Source organism: Nocardia elegans NBRC 108235 (assembly GCF_001612845.1).
GTDB classification, from domain to species: domain Bacteria; phylum Actinomycetota; class Actinomycetes; order Mycobacteriales; family Mycobacteriaceae; genus Nocardia; species Nocardia nova.
Genome location: NZ_BDBF01000011.1, coordinates 107,609 through 124,161 on the forward strand (window position 1 = coordinate 107,609; position 16,553 = coordinate 124,161).

Annotated in this window: 22 protein-coding genes; 15 read left to right on the forward strand and 7 right to left on the reverse strand. The window is 67.4% G+C overall.

What is annotated here, in order from left to right; all coding sequences use genetic code 11:
- Positions 1 to 41 precede the first annotated feature (41 nt).
- Positions 42 to 974, forward strand: a complete 933-nt coding sequence (locus NE2_RS09660) for an esterase/lipase family protein (RefSeq protein WP_063025624.1) — start codon at positions 42 to 44, stop codon at positions 972 to 974.
- Between the two features lie 14 nt (positions 975 to 988).
- Here NE2_RS09660 and NE2_RS09665 read toward each other — a convergent pair whose 3' ends face one another.
- Positions 989 to 1,465, reverse strand: coding sequence for a hotdog fold domain-containing protein (locus NE2_RS09665; RefSeq protein ID WP_063025625.1), 477 nt, complete (start codon positions 1,463 to 1,465; stop codon positions 989 to 991).
- A 465-nt stretch (positions 1,466 to 1,930) separates the two neighbouring features.
- Between NE2_RS09665 and rpsJ the strand changes: the two genes are divergently transcribed.
- From rpsJ to NE2_RS09730, 13 genes are all read left to right on the forward strand, one after another.
- The gene (rpsJ, locus tag NE2_RS09670) at positions 1,931 to 2,236 is read left to right on the forward strand and encodes a 30S ribosomal protein S10 (RefSeq protein WP_003938093.1); all 306 of its coding nucleotides are present in this window, start codon (positions 1,931 to 1,933) and stop codon (positions 2,234 to 2,236) included.
- Between the two features lie 14 nt (positions 2,237 to 2,250).
- Complete coding sequence (gene rplC, locus NE2_RS09675) at positions 2,251 to 2,916, forward strand: 50S ribosomal protein L3 (protein ID WP_063025626.1); 666 nt, start codon at positions 2,251 to 2,253, stop codon at positions 2,914 to 2,916.
- The gene (gene rplD / locus NE2_RS09680; protein ID WP_063025627.1) at positions 2,913 to 3,584 is read left to right on the forward strand and encodes a 50S ribosomal protein L4; all 672 of its coding nucleotides are present in this window, start codon (positions 2,913 to 2,915) and stop codon (positions 3,582 to 3,584) included. The genes rplC and rplD overlap by 4 nt, the downstream gene beginning before the upstream one ends.
- Positions 3,581 to 3,886, forward strand: a complete 306-nt coding sequence (rplW, locus tag NE2_RS09685; protein WP_030513360.1) for a 50S ribosomal protein L23 — start codon at positions 3,581 to 3,583, stop codon at positions 3,884 to 3,886. Before rplD ends, rplW begins: the two co-directional genes overlap by 4 nt.
- A gap of 33 nt (positions 3,887 to 3,919) precedes the next feature.
- Positions 3,920 to 4,750, forward strand: coding sequence for a 50S ribosomal protein L2 (gene rplB / locus NE2_RS09690; RefSeq protein ID WP_030513361.1), 831 nt, complete (start codon positions 3,920 to 3,922; stop codon positions 4,748 to 4,750).
- A 14-nt stretch (positions 4,751 to 4,764) separates the two neighbouring features.
- A complete protein-coding gene (gene rpsS / locus NE2_RS09695) occupies positions 4,765 to 5,046 on the forward strand; it encodes a 30S ribosomal protein S19 (protein WP_030513362.1) in 282 nt (93 codons plus the stop codon).
- Positions 5,043 to 5,450, forward strand: a complete 408-nt coding sequence (gene rplV, locus NE2_RS09700; RefSeq protein WP_025347178.1) for a 50S ribosomal protein L22 — start codon at positions 5,043 to 5,045, stop codon at positions 5,448 to 5,450. Before rpsS ends, rplV begins: the two co-directional genes overlap by 4 nt.
- Entirely contained in the window at positions 5,451 to 6,248 is a 798-nt protein-coding gene (gene rpsC / locus NE2_RS09705) for a 30S ribosomal protein S3 (RefSeq protein ID WP_039776445.1), read from the forward strand.
- A gap of 3 nt (positions 6,249 to 6,251) precedes the next feature.
- Positions 6,252 to 6,668, forward strand: a complete 417-nt coding sequence (gene rplP, locus NE2_RS09710) for a 50S ribosomal protein L16 (protein ID WP_030513364.1) — start codon at positions 6,252 to 6,254, stop codon at positions 6,666 to 6,668.
- Positions 6,668 to 6,907 (forward strand): 50S ribosomal protein L29, encoded by a 240-nt coding sequence (gene rpmC / locus NE2_RS09715; protein WP_025347181.1) that lies wholly within the window; start codon positions 6,668 to 6,670, stop codon positions 6,905 to 6,907. Before rplP ends, rpmC begins: the two co-directional genes overlap by 1 nt.
- Complete coding sequence (rpsQ, locus tag NE2_RS09720) at positions 6,904 to 7,200, forward strand: 30S ribosomal protein S17 (RefSeq protein ID WP_030513365.1); 297 nt, start codon at positions 6,904 to 6,906, stop codon at positions 7,198 to 7,200. Before rpmC ends, rpsQ begins: the two co-directional genes overlap by 4 nt.
- Positions 7,201 to 7,363: 163 nt before the next feature.
- Positions 7,364 to 8,026, forward strand: a complete 663-nt coding sequence (locus tag NE2_RS09725; protein WP_063025628.1) for a YdcF family protein — start codon at positions 7,364 to 7,366, stop codon at positions 8,024 to 8,026.
- 181 nt (positions 8,027 to 8,207) lie between these two features.
- Positions 8,208 to 9,506, forward strand: coding sequence for a flavin-dependent oxidoreductase (locus NE2_RS09730; protein ID WP_063025629.1), 1,299 nt, complete (start codon positions 8,208 to 8,210; stop codon positions 9,504 to 9,506).
- On the opposite strand, the gene NE2_RS09735 is transcribed toward NE2_RS09730, so the two are convergent.
- The 5 genes from NE2_RS09735 to NE2_RS09755 form a co-directional block, all read right to left on the reverse strand.
- Positions 9,449 to 10,753 carry an acyltransferase gene (locus tag NE2_RS09735; RefSeq protein WP_167356724.1) on the reverse strand — a complete coding sequence of 435 codons (1,305 nt, stop codon included), beginning with the start codon at positions 10,751 to 10,753 and terminating at the stop codon, positions 9,449 to 9,451. The genes NE2_RS09730 and NE2_RS09735 overlap by 58 nt on opposite strands.
- Before the next feature lie 196 nt (positions 10,754 to 10,949).
- Positions 10,950 to 12,659, reverse strand: coding sequence for a hypothetical protein (locus NE2_RS09740; protein WP_146165300.1), 1,710 nt, complete (start codon positions 12,657 to 12,659; stop codon positions 10,950 to 10,952).
- Positions 12,660 to 12,967: 308 nt separating this feature from the next.
- Entirely contained in the window at positions 12,968 to 13,726 is a 759-nt protein-coding gene (locus tag NE2_RS09745; RefSeq protein WP_063025632.1) for a CPBP family intramembrane glutamic endopeptidase, read from the reverse strand.
- Positions 13,727 to 13,823: 97 nt separating this feature from the next.
- The gene (locus NE2_RS09750) at positions 13,824 to 14,765 is read right to left on the reverse strand and encodes an RluA family pseudouridine synthase (RefSeq protein ID WP_063025633.1); all 942 of its coding nucleotides are present in this window, start codon (positions 14,763 to 14,765) and stop codon (positions 13,824 to 13,826) included.
- Positions 14,766 to 14,800: 35 nt separating this feature from the next.
- Positions 14,801 to 15,379: a PadR family transcriptional regulator gene (locus tag NE2_RS09755; RefSeq protein WP_063025634.1), complete on the reverse strand. Its 579-nt coding sequence runs from the start codon at positions 15,377 to 15,379 to the stop codon at positions 14,801 to 14,803.
- Between the two features lie 54 nt (positions 15,380 to 15,433).
- Here NE2_RS09755 and NE2_RS09760 point away from each other — a divergent pair, with 54 nt between their 5' ends.
- Complete coding sequence (locus NE2_RS09760) at positions 15,434 to 16,021, forward strand: DUF8817 family protein (RefSeq protein ID WP_063025635.1); 588 nt, start codon at positions 15,434 to 15,436, stop codon at positions 16,019 to 16,021.
- 56 nt (positions 16,022 to 16,077) lie between these two features.
- Here NE2_RS09760 and NE2_RS09765 read toward each other — a convergent pair whose 3' ends face one another.
- Positions 16,078 to 16,542: an MTB12 C-terminal domain-containing protein gene (locus NE2_RS09765; RefSeq protein WP_063025636.1), complete on the reverse strand. Its 465-nt coding sequence runs from the start codon at positions 16,540 to 16,542 to the stop codon at positions 16,078 to 16,080.
- Positions 16,543 to 16,553 lie beyond the last annotated feature (11 nt).

Below are 16,553 nucleotides of genomic sequence, written 5' to 3' on the forward strand. Positions count from 1 at the left end.
CCGGACGGCGGCGAGCAATCCTTCCGCTACCCTGGGCTGCCATGAGTGCGGTGCGGTTCGCCACGATCTCCGTGCTCCTGTGCGCGCTGATCGCCGTCGCGGCCGGCCGCGCGCCGCGAGCGCACGCCTTCGCGATGGACGTTCCGCCGCTGGCCGGGGCGAACGATTTCTCCTGTCGCCCGACCCGTGACAAGCCATATCCGGTGATCCTGGCGCACGGTGCGGCGACCGACGCCCAGCGCAGCTTCGGCGCGCTGGCCCCGGCGCTGCGCAGCCAGGGCTACTGCGTCTTCGCCGCCGATGTGGGACGGGTACCGCTGCCGACGTTCGGCCTGAACGGTGTCTCCGATGCCGGCTGGCCCGGATTGGGCCCGGTCGCCGCGGCCGTGCAGGGCAACGTCGTCTACGGCGTGGCCGATATCGGCTCGCAAGCGGTGCAACTGGCCGCGTTCGTCGCCATGGTGCGCGGGGTGACCGGCGCGTCGAAGGTCGAGATGGTGGGGCATTCGACCGGCGGCACCGAGATTCGGGAGTATGTGCGCCGCCATCCCGGCGTGGTGGACAGCGTGGTCACAGTCGGCACGCCCTACCGGGGTTCGACCTTCGACGGCCTGCCGAAAATGTTCCCGTTCTACGGGGCCATCGGCATGGACGGCGAGCAGACCGCGGCCCAGGTCTTCGGTCCCGCAGGCGCCGAGCAGGTTCCGGGCACGCCGACATTGACCCGGCTCAACGCCCACGGCGAAACCGAGCCCGGGATCCGCTACACCGCGATCGCGAGCCGCACCGACGAGGTGATCACCCCGGCGGAGACCGCATTGCTGGCCGATCCGCAGGGCGACAACCGCAATATCTGGATCCAGGACGGGTGCCCGGGGCTGGCGGTCAGCCACAACGAACTGCTGTCGAATCCGCGCGCGATCGCCGAGATCACGGCCGCGGTCGCCGGCGCGCCGCCGCCTCCGCCCTGCTGAGCCGGGCCGATCGGCTACTTCGGCGTCACCCAGGTGGTGATGTCGGCGTGCACCACCTCGACGCCGTGTTTGTCGTAGATCGACACCGGGACGACCACTTCCGTCCCTTCGGTGAGGGCCGGGAAGTCCGGAATCCGGTCGAGCTTCGCGACCGCGCGCAGGCCGGATTCCGCCTTGGCCAGGTATTGCACGTTCATCGCCTTGGGGATCCAGCGGTGGGTGGTCGGAACCGTCGCCTCGCTCAGCATGCCCATCGCGACCTCGGCCAGATTGCAGGCCGCGATCGCGTGGAAGGTGCCCAGGTGATTGTGGATCCCGAACCACTTGGGCGCGGTGACCTCGCACAATCCCGGTTCCAGCCGCACGACGTTCGGCACGACCGTGCCGAAGTAGGGGACGCGGGCGATCATGCCGACCGAGAACAGGGCATGTCCGAGGCGGTTGTCGGGGAGCTTCTTCCAGCCGCGGTAGGTAGCGGTCTCTGTGGTCATGGCAACACCTTACTCTGGAGTAAGTTCGACGCGTCGCCGCACGGTCCGGTACCGTCCGACCAGGGCCGCGGCGCGTCCGCCGGGGCGGACGACCCCCGATTTGGAGTGGGTGGGGGGCCTCGGGCATACTGTTCGGGTTGCCTGCAGCGGTGGTGTGTGTCCATCGCCGGTAGGTGAGCAGGACCCACTGAGTATCGGCGTCGAGTCCGGCGCGGGTACGTCCGGGACGAAGTTCCGAGACCCAACAGGTGAGATATGCCCGGGGTCGAAGAATGAGCGGAGAGGCGACACGCCCGACCGCGTGGACCGGAAGAACCATGACAGATGAACAGCGGCGATGGATCGGGTGCGCCCCGGTCGTGTTGGTGGCTGATGCGTCTTCGTGTGTTCGGGCTGTGCAAATGAGGGTGGTTCGGGAGCGAAAGCTCCTGGGTCACAACGTAAGCGGAGAAAAGGACACTCAGCGTGGCGGGACAGAAGATCCGCATCAGGCTCAAGGCCTACGACCATGAGGCGATCGATGCGTCTGCACGCAAGATCGTCGAGACGGTGACCCGCACCGGTGCCCGCGTCGTCGGGCCGGTGCCGTTGCCGACCGAGAAGAACGTGTATTGCGTCATCCGCTCGCCGCACAAGTACAAGGACTCGCGCGAGCACTTCGAGATGCGCACGCACAAGCGGCTGATCGACATCCTCGACCCGACGCCGAAGACGGTCGACGCGCTCATGCGCATCGATCTGCCGGCCAGCGTCGACGTCAACATTCAGTGACGGGGATTGCAGATATGACTGACAACAAGAACAGGCCGGCGGCCGGCATCCTGGGCACCAAGCTCGGCATGACCCAGGTGTTCGACGAGAAGAACCGCGTCGTTCCGGTGACCGTCGTCAAGGCCGGACCGAACGTCGTGACCCAGATCCGCACCGAGGAGCGCGACGGCTACTCCGCCGTTCAGCTCGCCTTCGGCGCGATCGACCCGCGCAAGGTGACCAAGCCCGTCGCCGGGCAGTTCACCAAGGCCGGTGTCACCCCGCGTCGCCACGTCGCCGAGATCCGCGTCGCCGACGCCGCCGCGTTCGAGGTGGGCCAGGAACTGTCGGCGGATGTCTTCGAAGAGGGCACCTACGTCGACGTGACCGGCACCAGCAAGGGCAAGGGCTACGCCGGTGTCATGAAGCGCCACGGCTTCCGTGGCCAGGGCGCCGCCCACGGTGCGCAGGCCGTGCACCGCCGGCCGGGCTCCATCGGTGGTTGCTCCACCCCGGGCCGCGTGTTCAAGGGCATGCGGATGGCCGGCCGGATGGGTAACGACCGCGTGACCACGCAGAACCTCTCGGTCCACAAGGTGGACGCCGAGAACGGCCTGCTGCTGATCAAGGGCGCGATCCCGGGCCGCAAGGGCGGCATCGTGATCGTCAAGAGTGCTGCGAAGGGTGGTGCCCGGGCATGAGCACCGACACTAAGACCAACCTGACGCTTCCGGTGAAAGAGCCGGGCGGCAAGACCAACGGCACCGTCGAGCTCCCCGCGGAGATCTTCGACGCGACCGCCAACATCGCGCTGATGCACCAGGTCGTCGTGGCCCAGCAGGCCGCGGCTCGCCAGGGCACGCACGCCACCAAGACCCGCGGCGACGTCCGCGGCGGTGGTAAGAAGCCGTACCGCCAGAAGGGCACCGGCCGCGCCCGCCAGGGTTCGACCCGCGCGCCGCAGTTCACCGGCGGTGGCACCGTGCACGGCCCGCAGCCGCGCGACTACTCGCAGCGTCTGCCCAAGAAGATGAAGGCCGCCGCCCTGCGTGGCGCCCTGTCGGACCGGGCCCGCAACGAGCGCATCCACGTCATCACCGAACTGGTCGCCGGCCAGACGCCGTCCACCAAGGCCGCCAAGAACTTCCTGGCCGAGCTGTCGGACCGCAAGAAGGTTCTGGTCGTGGTGGGCCGCGAAGATGTCACCGCGTGGAAGAGCGTGGCGAACCTGCAGGGTGTGCACCCGATCGCGCCGGACCAGCTGAACACCTACGACGTGCTGCTCAGCGACGACGTCGTGTTCAGCGTCGAGGCGCTCAACGCGTTCGTGCACGGCCCGGCCGAGTCTGCACAGGAGGAAAGCAAGTGACCACCATCGCCGACCCCCGCGACATTCTGCTCGCGCCGGTGATCTCCGAGAAGTCCTACGGGCTGATCGAAGAGGGCACCTACACCTTCCTGGTGCACCCGGACTCGAACAAGACGCAGATCAAGATCGCCGTCGAGAAGGTTTTCGGCGTCAAGGTCACCAGCGTCAACACTGCCAACCGTCAGGGCAAGCGCAAGCGGACCCGCTTCGGTTACGGCCAGCGCAAGAGCACCAAGCGCGCGCTCGTGACCATCTCGGCCGACAGCAAGCCCATCGAGATCTTCGGAGGCCCGGTCGCGTAAGCGGTCGGATCTTCAGAAAGCAGAGAAGAACTCATGGCAATCCGTAAGTACAAGCCGACTACGCCGGGTAGGCGCGGGTCGTCCGTTTCGGACTTCGCCGAGATCACCCGGTCCACTCCCGAGAAGTCGCTGCTGCGCCCGCTCACCAAGTCCGGTGGTCGTAACGCGCACGGCCGGATCACCACCCGTCATCGCGGTGGCGGTCACAAGCGGGCCTACCGTCTGATCGACTTCCGCCGGTTGGACAAGGACGGCATCCCGGCCAAGGTCGCTCACATCGAGTACGACCCGAACCGGACCGCCAACATCGCCCTGCTGCACTACGCGGACGGCGAGAAGCGCTACATCATCGCGCCCAAGGGCATCGCCCAGGGCACGCGGATCGAGTCCGGCGCCGGCGCCGACATCAAGCCCGGCAACAACCTGCCGCTGCGCTCGATCCCGACCGGTACCACCATCCACGCGGTGGAGCTGCGTCCGGGCGGTGGCGCCAAACTGGCTCGTGCCGCCGGTATGAGCATCCAGCTGCTGGGTAAGGAAGGCGCCTACGCCGTCCTGCGTATGCCCTCCGGCGAAATCCGCCGCGTCGACGTGCGCTGCCGCGCCACCGTCGGAGAGGTCGGCAACGCCGAGCAGTCGAACATCAACTGGGGTAAGGCCGGCCGTATGCGCTGGAAGGGTCGCCGCCCCACGGTCCGTGGTGTCGTCATGAACCCTGTCGACCACCCGCACGGTGGTGGTGAGGGCAAGACCTCCGGTGGTCGCCACCCGGTCTCGCCCTGGGGTAAGCCCGAAGGCCGTACTCGTAAGCCCAACCGTCCGAGCGACAAGCTCATCGTCCGCCGCCGCGGCAAGAAGCGTTAAGGAGGAGGTTAAAGATGCCACGCAGCCTCAAGAAGGGCCCGTTCGTCGACGAACACCTCCTCAAGAAGGTGGACGTCCAGAACGAGAAGGGCACCAAGCAGGTCATCAAGACCTGGTCGCGTCGTTCGACCATCATCCCCGATTTCATCGGCCACACGTTCTCGGTCCACGACGGCCGCAAGCACGTGCCGGTGTTCGTCTCGGAGAACATGGTCGGGCACAAGCTCGGTGAGTTCGCGCCGACCAGGACGTTCCGGAGCCACGTCAAGGAAGATCGGAAGAGCAAGCGGCGATGAGCGAACAAGACACCACGCTTCAGAACCCGACCGCGCGCGCGACCGCGAAGCACGTTCGCGTCACTCCGATGAAGGCTCGCCGCGTCGTGGACCTGGTCCGCGGCAAGCGGGTCGAGGACGCGCTGAACATCCTGCGCTTCGCACCGCAGGCCGCCAGCGAACCCGTCGCCAAGGTCGTGGCCAGCGCCGCGGCGAACGCCGAGAACAACTTCGGCCTGAACCCCGACACCCTGGTCATCTCGACGGCGTATGTCGACGAGGGCGCGACCATGAAGCGTTTCCAGCCGCGCGCCCAGGGCCGCGCGTTCCGGATCCGCAAGCGCACCAGCCACATCACGATCGAGGTCGAGAGCGTCGCCAGCGCCGCCCCGGCTCGTAGCCGCCGGAAGGGAGGGGCTAAGTAAATGGGACAGAAAATCAATCCCCACGGCTTCCGCCTCGGTATCACCACCGATTGGAAGTCCCGCTGGTACGCCGACAAGCAGTACAAGGAATACGTCAAGGAAGACGTAGCCATCCGCAAGCTGCTGAGCACGGGTATGGAGCGGGCCGGCATCTCGAAGGTCGAGATCGAGCGCACTCGTGACCGCGTCCGGGTGGACATCCACACCGCGCGTCCGGGCATCGTGATCGGCCGTCGCGGCGCCGAGGCCGACCGCATCCGCGCCGAGCTGGAGAAGCTCACCGGCAAGCAGGTTCAGCTGAACATCCTCGAGGTCAAGAACCCCGAGTCGGATGCGCAGCTGGTTGCCCAGGGTGTGGCCGAGCAGCTGTCCAACCGTGTGGCGTTCCGTCGCGCGATGCGCAAGGCCATCCAGTCGGCCATGCGTTCGCCGAACGTCAAGGGCATTCGAGTGCAGTGCTCGGGCCGCCTCGGCGGCGCCGAAATGTCGCGCTCGGAGTTCTACCGTGAGGGTCGGGTGCCGTTGCACACGCTGCGCGCCGACATCGATTACGGCCTGTACGAGGCTCGCACCACCTTCGGCCGCATCGGCGTGAAGGTGTGGATCTACAAGGGCGACATCGTCGGCGGCAAGCGTGAGGTCACCGCCGCCGCCGCGCAGCCCGAGCGTCGCGAGCGTCGGGAGCGGCCGAGCCGTCCGCGGCGGTCCGGTTCGGCCGGTACCACCGCGACCAGCACTGAGGCCGGACGGGCCGCCACCGCGGTGGCGGAGGCTCCGGCAGAGAATCAGGAGGGCTGACCAATGTTGATGCCCCGCAAGGTCAAGCACCGCAAGCAGCATCACCCCCGTCGTACCGGTATGGCCAAGGGCGGCACCTCGGTGGCGTTCGGTGACTTCGGCATCCAGGCTCTGGAGCCGGCGTACGTCACCAACCGGCAGATCGAGTCGGCGCGTATCGCGATGACCCGCCACATCCGTCGTGGCGGCAAGATCTGGATCAACATCTACCCGGACCGCCCGCTGACCAAGAAGCCGGCCGAAACCCGCATGGGTTCCGGTAAGGGTTCGCCGGAGTGGTGGGTCGCGAACGTCAAGCCGGGTCGCGTGATGTTCGAGATGTCTTACCCGAACGAGGAGACCGCTCGTGAGGCGCTGCGCCGCGCGATGCACAAGCTCCCGATGAAGTGCAGGATCGTGACCAGGGAGGAGCAGTTCTGATGGCTACCGGAACTCCGGCCGCAGACCTGCGCGAGCTCAACGAGGACGAGCTCGTCGCCCGCCTGCGTGAATCGAAGGAAGAGCTGTTCAACCTGCGCTTCCAGATGGCGACCGGCCAGTTGCAGAACAACCGGCGCCTGCGTGTGGTTCGTCACGAGATCGCGCGCATCTACACGGTCATGCGTGAGCGCGAGCTCGGCCTGGCCTCCGGTCCTGAAGGCAAGGGAGACGCGGCATGAGTGACGCCAAGGGCCCGGCCAAGACGCCGGCCAAGCAGGAGGAGCGTGGCTCGCGCAAGGTGCGCATCGGCTACGTCGTCTCCGACAAGATGAACAAGACCATCGTGGTCGAGCTGGAAGATCGTGTGAAGCACCCGCTTTACGGCAAGATCATCCGCACCACCTCGAAGGTGAAGGCGCACGACGAGAACGAGATCGCCGGTGTCGGCGACCGCGTGCAGCTGATGGAGACCCGTCCGCTGTCGGCCACCAAGCGGTGGCGGCTGGTGGAGGTCCTGGAGAAGGCGAAGTAAGACTCTTCTCCGCCTCGGCTGTGTAGTCGAATCGCGAAGGCCCGCTTCCCGGTTGGGAAGCGGGCCTTCGTGTGTTTCGGAGCCCTCGAGCGCCCTGCCTTCGGGTTCGCCAGGACCGGCACACACACCGGCAGGTGAATGCGCACGTTCGTAAGATCGGTGCATGCGTTGGATTCCCGACTCCATCCGGGCCGATGTACGCACCCTGTGGGAGTACAACCTCATGGGTCATGATGTGCAGCCGGTGGATGTCGGGATCGGGCTGGGGAGCCATGACATCGGGGTGGCGACGTATGCGGCCGAGCTGTTTCGGCGGGGGATCTTTTCGACGATCGTGTTCAGCGGCGCGAACGCGCCCACGACGGTCGCCGAGTTCCCGGCGGGGGAAGCGGTCCACTACCGCGATCACGCTGTCGCGCTGGGGATCCCGGACGACGTCGTGCTGGTCGAGCCACGGGCCACGAATACCGCTGAGAACATCGACTTTTCGCGTGCGTTGCTGCGCGAGAGCGGCCGTGTCGTGACATCCGTTCTGCTGATCTGCCGGCCGTATCAACAGCGGCGCAGTTATGCGACCTGCCGGAAGCGGTGGCCGGAGGTCGAGGTGGTGTGTGGTTCGCTGCCCGAATCGCTCGACGATTATGTGGAGCGGATCGGTGACGTGGAGCGGGTGGTCACGATGCTGGTGGGGGATACGCAACGCGTGTGGCGATACGCGGCCGAGGGCTGGGCGATCGAGCAGGACGTTCCGGAGAAGGTTCGCGCCGCATACGACCGGCTGGTGGCAGCCGGGTTCACCGGGCATCTGCTGCCACCGCGCGGGTAGCGGCGATACCGATATCGAATACCTCGAATGGGTCGAGAAACAGTGGTGTCGAGTGCGCGGCATTTCCACCCCCGGTGAACGACCGCTCTGCATCGCGTACCGCGAATCGGTAGATTCGGGTCGTCGGGAGGAGCGGAATCGTGGGTGGGGCGCCGGCCGTCGACGAGCCGGGGGTGCGGTGATGCGGGTTCTGATCGCAGGCGCCGGAATCGCCGGACTGACCGCGGCGGCATGCTTGCATCGGGTGGGGATCGAGGCCGTCGTGCTGGACGCGGTGGGTGAGCTTCGCCCGCTCGGCGTCGGAATCAATCTGCTCCCGCATGCGGTGCGGGAGCTGCACGAACTGGAACTCGGTGCGGCACTGGACGATTGCGCGATCGCCACCTCCACCGCGGTGCATCTCGACCGGTTCGGAAATCACATCTGGAGTGAGCCGCGCGGTCTCGCCGCGGGGCACCCGTGGCCCCAATACTCGGTGCACCGCGGCGAATTGCAGGGCCTGCTCCTGGATCTGGTGCGCCGTCGACTCGGGTCCGATGCCGTGCGCGAAGGAATGGTGCTGCAATCGTTCGCCGAGGATACCGACGGCGTGCGTTGCCGCTTCCTCGACCGAGCCGCCGGCACCGTCGTCGAAGAGACCGCGGACGTGCTGATCGGCGCCGACGGCCTGCATTCCACGGTCCGCGCGCAGTTGCATCCGGAGGAGGGGCGGCCGTTGTGGAACGGCATTCGAATGTGGCGCGGAGTCAGCGAGATTCGTCCGTTCCTGGACGGGCGGACGATGGTGCTCGCGGGTTCCAATCGCGCCGCGAAATTCGTGATGTACCCGATCTCGGGTGGTGCGCACCGGCGTGGGCGTGCGCTGGTGAACTGGGTCGCCGAGGTGCGCGTCCACGATGCCGGGGTACAGAACCCCGACTGGAATCGCGCCGGGCGGTTGGCGGATGTGCTGCCGCACTACGAAGGTTGGCACCTGGCCGGTGTCGATGTTCCGGCACTGCTGCGCGCCAGTGCCGAAGTGCTCGAATATCCGATGGTCGACCGGAACCCGTTGCCGCGCTGGGGTTCCGGACGCGTGACGCTGATGGGTGACGCCGCGCATCCGATGTATCCGGTCGGTTCCAACGGCGGGTCGCAAGCGATTCTCGACGCCCGCGCCGTGGCTTGCGAGCTGGCCGCGGCCGCCGACCCGATCGCCGGACTCGCGCGATACGAACAGGTCCGGCGGGAGGCGGTGAACACCATCGTGCTGGCGAACCGGGACATGCCGATGGACCGCGTCCTGCACGCCGTGGCGCAGCGGGCGCCGAACGGCTTCGATCGGATCGAGGATGTTCTCACCGCCGCCGAACTCGCCGCCCTGGCCGATGCGTACCGCCACACCAGTGGCTCTGCCCCCGCCGTCCCGGACGTCGCCGCGCGTTACGCCGCCGGCGCCTCGGCGGACGACTGCCGTCCGTACGACCCCGAGAGTGCGTGACCGGTGTCGAGGGCGGTCACACGCTGCGGCGATGCCGGGCCGATGGACCGCAATCGGCGAACGAGCGGGATTGGGCCTTCGATCCGTGCCCGGCCGGTGAGGTAGATACTGCCGGGTGCATGGCGCACCACGCCGACGAACGCGAGGGTGACCGCCAGGACCGCGACGAACAACAGCACCGTCGCGCCCGCGGCGCCGACCGCGTCGTGCAGCCGGGGATAGAGGGGGATCAGCAGTTCCAGCACGATCGGATGCATCAGGAAGACCGCGAAGGAGCGATCGGCGCCGTAGCGGGATATACGGCCGACGATGCGGTACTTCGGGCGCAGCCAGGACCACCAGGTGCTCACGGTGTAGAGACCGACGATCAGCGCGAGGAAATAGACGGCCATGTAGGGGTTGAAGACATTGTCGGCCTGCCACGGTGTGGTGCCGCCCGCGACCGCGCGCTGATAAAACCACTCGGCGCCCGCCGCCCCGAGGAGGGTGGCGGTGATCAGCAGCGGGCCGAAGCGGCGCACGGCACGGTCGACGGTGCCGATATGCCATGCGGCGACCGCGCCGAACAGAATGTAGAACTGGTACGGCAGTACCGTCACGTAGAGGTGGTTCCACAGTTGCGCCGGCATTCCGGTGAGTGTCGGCGGATGCGTCAGCGCCCACAGCATGCCCAGTTGCACGAGCGCGCTCGTCCCCAGCACCCACCTGTGGTGGCCGGCCGTCCAGCGCACGAATCGGAGCAACAGCGGGAACAGCAGGTAGATCTGCATCGACACCAGCAGGAAGTACAACTGATACCAGGCTTCACCGGTCGCCAGTTCGACCGCCAACCGGCGTATCGCGCCCGCCACGGACTCCTGATGAATGCCGGCGACCACCGAATAGCCCCAGTAGAACACCGACCAGATGATGTAGGGGATGCCGACCAGCGCGAAGCGCCGGCGCCAGAAGTGCGGCGCGTCGAAGGACCGGTCGGCGTACTGGTAGATCAGCACGAATCCGGTCAGCGTGAAGAAGGCCTCGCGGGGAAAGTGCAGCAGCACCATGGCCCCGTTCGCCGACACATTGTTCGGGTCACTGGATCTGTCGATCACGTGGACGGCGATCACACAGGCGAAGGTCAGGATCCGGAACAGGTTGACCTGATGCAGGTAGGGCCGCGACGGCTGAGGCTGCGCGGCCGCTCCCGATTCGGTCGTGACGGTGGTGGGCTTACCGCGGACCGATGTCACAGTCGCCGTACTCATCGTGCCGTGATCCGTGGGCAGGAGCACCGTCCGTCGCGCAGCAAGGTCGCCGACGAATGCGCTCGCGGAAAGGTCTCGATCATCTGCTTCCTCGAGTCGGTCGTCGCACTCCATGATTACGACCGAGCCTGTGAGGTTCCTTATCAGCCCCTTCGAGGCGCCTGAACCGCCTGGTGGCGGCGGTGCGAATCGGCGTTCAGCCGCCGACTGCCACCGGCATGGTGATGCGGCGCGCCGCCTCCAGAATTCCCAGGATCCGGGAGCCCGGCAGGCCGATGGCGGCACCGATCGCGGCGGGGGTCCACGATTCGTCGGTGAGGGTCAGGATTTCGGCGAGCTGGTCGACCGACAGCTTGGACAGGCCGCGACGGCGGATCTCGTGCGCGACCGACCGGATGGCGACCTCGCCGGTCTCTTCCTCCGCGGCATCGATAGCGGCGGAATCGACGGCGATGGATTCGACATCGGCGAATTCGGCCTCGTCCACCTCGGCCACCTCCGCGACGCCGGGAAGGTCGGTGGATTCGTCCGGTGTTGTCGTGGGGTCGACGTCGGCCGCGGCCGGTCGCGGTGCTTCGGCGACCGGCTCACCCAGCACCAACTGCACGGCATCGTCCACGGCCCGCCGCGTGCGCGTCTTGTGCGGCTCGTCGGAGACGATCCGCAGCCCGGCGCCGTGCGATCCCGATCGCTCATCGGATCGCGCGGGCGCCTCGGCCTCCTCGAATTCCGTTGGTGCCGTGGTCTTTGCCGGTGCCGCGCCGGAAGAGTCGTCGATCGCTGTTGCCTCGGCGACGACCTCATATGCCGCGGCAGGTTCGACGGGGGCCACGGCCTGCGTGGTCGACGGTGTCTTCGCTGGGGGCACGGCGGCGGCAGCGGCCACGGTCGCAGTCGGCGGCCGGCCGTTCTCCACCGCGTCCGCGAGCCGCAGCGCGGCATCCCATCCCGCCACCGAAACCGGTTGCGGTGCAGTGGTCGACGGAAGCTGGGGATAGCTGGGGAATTCCACGGACCCCGCGTTGTCGGGCAGCGGACGTGCCTCCGCCCACTCCGGAAGATCGTCCGGGCGGTAGCTCGGGCGATAGCCGGTGGGCGGGAGATCGGAGTCGATGTCCTCCATCGGGATGTCGTCGATGAGCTGCGCGTAGCGCGCGGAAACCCAGGCGTGCAACCAGATCACGACGCCGACCATGACCGGGGCGACGGCGGCCTCGGCTGCGCGTGCCGGTTCGCCCGCGACCAGATGTGGGCCGGCGTTGAGCGCGATGGTGACGCCGAGCAGTGCGGTTTCCAGGAATACGACCTTGCCGCGGTCGATGTCGCGACCCCATCGGGCAGCGGTCGTGGCGACGACCATGATCGTGATGATCGGGATCGAGATCATCGCCTCGAAGCCGTAACTGAGCCAATACAGCGGATCCGACATGTCGCCGCTGGGGACGAGGTTGTGCTGGACGTTCACTCCCGCCCAGACCATGCCGAGCACGACGACGCCGATCAGCGCCCGCGAGGACCATTCGGCGCGGCGGAACAGTTGTGCCAGGCGCGCATCGGGATTCGACACCCGCATGCGGGCCGCCCGGGCGCGCCGGTGCCAGCGGGCGTCCGCGTCGTCGGCCCGGCGCAGTGCCAGGGCGACGCGGCGATCACGCCTCTCTGCCGACAGCTGCGCCGTCACCGCGCGTTTGCGTTGCCGGCGGCGCTGTGTGCGAATCCATTCGGCGAGATCGCGTTCGGCGGCGATCTCCCGATCGGACAGTTCGGCGAACAGCGCCGGGTCCGCTTGCAGGGGCAGCTTGCCCCGCGCGGTCGCCACCCGCCGCGCCAACGCGTTCAGCTCCGCCTGCGGGGAGTGCTCAGGGGTGCCCCGGCGCCGGGCCGCGCCCTTCGATGGTTCCTCCACGGAGATCTCCCCGAAGCGTGCGTCTGCGCCGGTCCGTTCCGTGTCGCGGAGCGGAAGGTGCGCGGAATCCGCCGGAGGGACGGCGGTCGTGGTGGTCGACTGCTCGTCGAGCATGGCGTGCCTTTCCCGGCAGCGGCCGCGCTACCGAGGTCGATTACCCGAGTACTCGAACATATGTGTGATCGAGATGAGAGAGTAATCGCCGACCATCGGCGCGGTCAACGCTTTCACCGAACATCAGTTCGGGTGAATATGCAAATGGGCTGTTCGGCTCGGCGATTGGCGAATTCGGCTGGGACAGCGGAATTTCAGTGCACCGCGGTGTGCCAGACAATGGCCGCCGCGAGTGCGCCCGCGCCGTTGAGGGACCAGTGCAGTGCGATCGGCGCCAGCAGACTTCCGCTGCGCCGGCGCAACCAGGTGAAGATCACACCGGCGGCCGCGGTCGCCAGGACGGCCGAGGCGATTCCGGCGATCTGGCCGCCGACACCGCCGCCGAACAGTGTGCTCAACCCGCGATTCCCGCTGGTCAAGCCGAGCGACGAGGCGATATGCCAGCAGCCGAAAAGCAATGAGCCGACGATGAATACGCCGCGCGCGCCGGCCGCCCGATCCAGTGTCCCGTGCAGTACGCCGCGGAAGGCGAGTTCCTCCGGAATCACCGTTTGCAGCGGAATCACGATCATCGAGGCGATCAATGCCCCGGACAAGGTCGCATATCGATTCGCGAGAAAGAACGGCCGCGTAATCGGCAGTAGTGCGCCGATCACCACGGCTCCCACGACAATCGCGACCGCGCCGAGCGCATAGAGCGTTCCGCGGCGCCACTGCCGCGGTGAAAGTCCCAATTCCGCCCAGCCGAGCCCGCGTTGTCGCATCAACAGCACGAGAATCACCGCGGCCGCGGGAACGGTCGCGATATTCGCCCATTGCGAGGTGAAATGCGCGATGAGATTCGTCCCGGCGAGCACCGCCACCACGACGGCGACGTCGAGGTAGGCGTGTAACCGGCGCCCCGGGCCGATCGGGGCCGAGGACTGCGCAACCCCGTTATCGTTTCGAGACATCGTCGCCAGTCTACGTTCATCCGGGCGGGTGTGCCGTGTTCGGCGGGTCACGATCTCCGCGCCGCCGGTTGCGGCTCGCGGGCGGAACGAATCGCCGCTATCCGGTCCCTCCGCCGCACCAGCCCGCGTAATCCGTCCACGCCTGCAGCGTCCGCGTGGTGTCGAATACCCGCTCGGCCCCGCTGATCGGGTCGGTGAAGGCGAGCCGTGCGGCCAGCAGTTGCAGCGGCCGGGTGAAATCGTCCACGGGGCGATCGGTGAGGTCGGGATAGAAGTCGTCCCCGAGGATCGGGATTCCGAGCCCGTTCATGTGCAGCCGCAGCTGATGGGTGCGGCCGGTGTGCGGGCTCAGCCGGTAGCGGCCGAGGCCGTCGCGGTGCTCGATCAGCTCGACCAGCGTTTCCGCGTTGGGCTCGCCCTCGACCTCGAAGGCGCGAAGCACGGTGCGCTCCTTGACGATCCGGCTGCGCACCGTGCGGGGGAGGGTGAGTTGGGGATCGTAGGGTGCGATCGCCTCGTACTGTTTGTGTACCCGGCGCTTGTGAAACAGGGTCTGATACGCCCCGCGCCGCGCCGGATCGACGACGAACAGGATCAGTCCGGCCGTGGTCCGGTCCAGCCGGTGCGCGGGCACCAGATCCGGAAGGTCCAGATCGCGCCGCAACCGGACGAGTGCGGTCTCGAGGATGTGCTGACCGCGTGGAATCGTGGACAGGAAGTGCGGTTTGTCGACGACGAGCAGGTGGTCGTCGCGATGCACCACGGTGACGTCGAACGGCACCGGTGTCTCGTCGGGAAGATCGCGGTGGAACCACACCGCGCCCCCGGGCACATAGGGTGCGTCCGGCCCGATCGGTCCGTCGAGATCGACGATGTCGCCATCGGCGAGCATTTCGTCGATGCGCGCGGCGGGGACCCGGGGGAGCCGATGGACCAGATGGTCGCGGACGGTCGCCCAGGTTCCGTCTTCGGGTAACCGCAGCCGCGCCGGATCTAGTCCGTGGCGCTTGGGCAGCGGCGGCTGTTGCCGGCGTCGCACATATCGACCCTAACGACAGCCGCGCAAGGCCCGGACTAGAGGTCGCCGTCTCGTGCAGCCGGTCGGTCGTCTGCCATTCGGTAGTGGCCGTTCTCGAGTCGCTGCAGCACGCCGGCCGTCCAGCGCGACAGATTGCCGAATGTGCCGCTCCACAGTTCGAGCAGGTCGGCGGAGTGCGGGGCCTCGTACCTAGGAGGGTAGTCGGCCTTCATGGCGAGCAGTTCGTCGCGCACCTCCGCGCTGCGTTCGCGTTGCCGTCGCAGCAGCCCGATGACGTGCGATCGCGGCAAAGTATCCATGAACGCGATTCCGGCGCCGAGCTCCTCCATATCGATGCTGACCAGCGCGGCATCCAGGAGCGTACGGAACTCGGCGTCACCCGTCTCGGTCATTTCGAACAGGGTGCGGCCGGGGCCGGTACTGCTGGCTTCGGTGCCGGTCGCGTGCAGTTTGCCCTCGTGGGTGAGCTGTTTGAGGGCGTGATAGATCGAGCCCGGCTTCACGTTGGTCCACGTGTCGGCGCGCCAGGACAGCAGTTCGCGCCGAACCGCGTAGCCGTAGGTCGGCTGCCGCAATCGGATCACACCGAGGACGAGTAATCGCACTGTGGACACCGGGTGATGATAACCTTCGCTAGTCAAATTTGATTACCGACAGGAGGGGCGGGGATGCCCGAGAGTGCGGTGCCGTTGTTGTGGAGCCGCAAGGCTCAGCTGTCCGGATTGCTCGACTTCTACCGCGGGCTCGGTTTCGAGGTCACGCATGAGCAGACCCGCCCCTACGTGTACGGCGCGGTGGCGCGCAGCGAGTATCAACTGCACTTCGTCGACCGGCCCGAGGGCGTCGATGCGGAACTCAGCTGCTTGGTTCTCGTCGATGACGTCGCCGCGTATCACCGCGAATTCACCGCCGCACTGCGGGCGCGGCTCGGCAAGGTGCCGGCCAAGGGAATACCGAGAATCACACGGTTCAAGCCCGGGCAGACTCGATTCACGATGGTCGATCCGGCGGGCAATCACGTGCTGGTGATCCAGCGCGACGAGCCACGAGAGCTGGAGTACGGCGGGTCCAAGGAACTCGAAGGTCTCGCTCGGGTGCTCGATAATGTGCGCATACTGCGCGATTTCAAGAACGATGACGCGGCGGCGCTGCGCGTGCTGGACGTCGGCCTGCGCAGATACGGATCAACCGCGACGCCGGAGGATCTGGAGCGCGCGCGGCGGGAACGAGCGGAGCTGTCCGGCGAATCTCCCTAGCCGCCCGCGGCGGCGGTCCCGGGCAGGACGGCGGTGCGCCCGGGACCGCTCGTGCACTAGACGGTGCAGGGCAGGTTCGCGTAATAGGCGATCGTGCACTCGGATTCGCGGGTCAGCTTCCAGGTGCCGTCGATGTCCCTCCACTTCAGCTCGATGTACATGGCATCGAAGCCGGGGACGTTGATCTGCAGGTTGTGGGTGAGGGTGTCGCCCTGGACGTTCACGGGCGCGACGGCCTGCCACTGGAATCCGGGCACCGTGGCCATCACACCGCCGACCTGGTCGACCAGGCCCAGCCCGGCCTCGCCGGCCTCCAGTTCGTTGGCGCGGGCGGACCGCGAACCGTTCGGGTCGAGCACCAGTTCGAGCTTGCTCTGCAGCTCGCCGACGCCCGGGGCGGCGGCGTGGACGGGGGCGGCGATCGGCGCGGCGACGGCCGGGGTCACGGAGGCGACGCCGCCGGCGAAGACCACGGCGGCCAGCGAAAACGCCGCAACGGCACGGGATTTGATCTTGATCATGGTCGTATCCG

Bases quoted from the DNA above. Each gene is read 5' to 3' on its own strand.
- NE2_RS09660 (WP_063025624.1), top strand. From the start codon at position 42: ATGAGTGCGGTGCGGTTCGCCACGATCTCCGTGCTCCTGTGCGCGCTG.
- NE2_RS09665 (WP_063025625.1), bottom strand. From the start codon at position 1,465: ATGACCACAGAGACCGCTACCTACCGCGGCTGGAAGAAGCTCCCCGAC.
- rplC (WP_063025626.1), top strand. From the start codon at position 2,251: ATGACTGACAACAAGAACAGGCCGGCGGCCGGCATCCTGGGCACCAAG.
- rplD (WP_063025627.1), top strand. From the start codon at position 2,913: ATGAGCACCGACACTAAGACCAACCTGACGCTTCCGGTGAAAGAGCCG.
- rplB (WP_030513361.1), top strand. From the start codon at position 3,920: ATGGCAATCCGTAAGTACAAGCCGACTACGCCGGGTAGGCGCGGGTCG.
- rpsS (WP_030513362.1), top strand. From the start codon at position 4,765: ATGCCACGCAGCCTCAAGAAGGGCCCGTTCGTCGACGAACACCTCCTC.
- rplV (WP_025347178.1), top strand. From the start codon at position 5,043: ATGAGCGAACAAGACACCACGCTTCAGAACCCGACCGCGCGCGCGACC.
- rpsC (WP_039776445.1), top strand. From the start codon at position 5,451: ATGGGACAGAAAATCAATCCCCACGGCTTCCGCCTCGGTATCACCACC.
- rplP (WP_030513364.1), top strand. From the start codon at position 6,252: ATGTTGATGCCCCGCAAGGTCAAGCACCGCAAGCAGCATCACCCCCGT.
- rpmC (WP_025347181.1), top strand. From the start codon at position 6,668: ATGGCTACCGGAACTCCGGCCGCAGACCTGCGCGAGCTCAACGAGGAC.
- rpsQ (WP_030513365.1), top strand. From the start codon at position 6,904: ATGAGTGACGCCAAGGGCCCGGCCAAGACGCCGGCCAAGCAGGAGGAG.
- NE2_RS09725 (WP_063025628.1), top strand. From the start codon at position 7,364: ATGCGTTGGATTCCCGACTCCATCCGGGCCGATGTACGCACCCTGTGG.
- NE2_RS09730 (WP_063025629.1), top strand. From the start codon at position 8,208: ATGCGGGTTCTGATCGCAGGCGCCGGAATCGCCGGACTGACCGCGGCG.
- NE2_RS09735 (WP_167356724.1), bottom strand. From the start codon at position 10,753: ATGAGTACGGCGACTGTGACATCGGTCCGCGGTAAGCCCACCACCGTC.
- NE2_RS09745 (WP_063025632.1), bottom strand. From the start codon at position 13,726: ATGTCTCGAAACGATAACGGGGTTGCGCAGTCCTCGGCCCCGATCGGC.
- NE2_RS09760 (WP_063025635.1), top strand. From the start codon at position 15,434: ATGCCCGAGAGTGCGGTGCCGTTGTTGTGGAGCCGCAAGGCTCAGCTG.
- NE2_RS09765 (WP_063025636.1), bottom strand. From the start codon at position 16,542: ATGATCAAGATCAAATCCCGTGCCGTTGCGGCGTTTTCGCTGGCCGCC.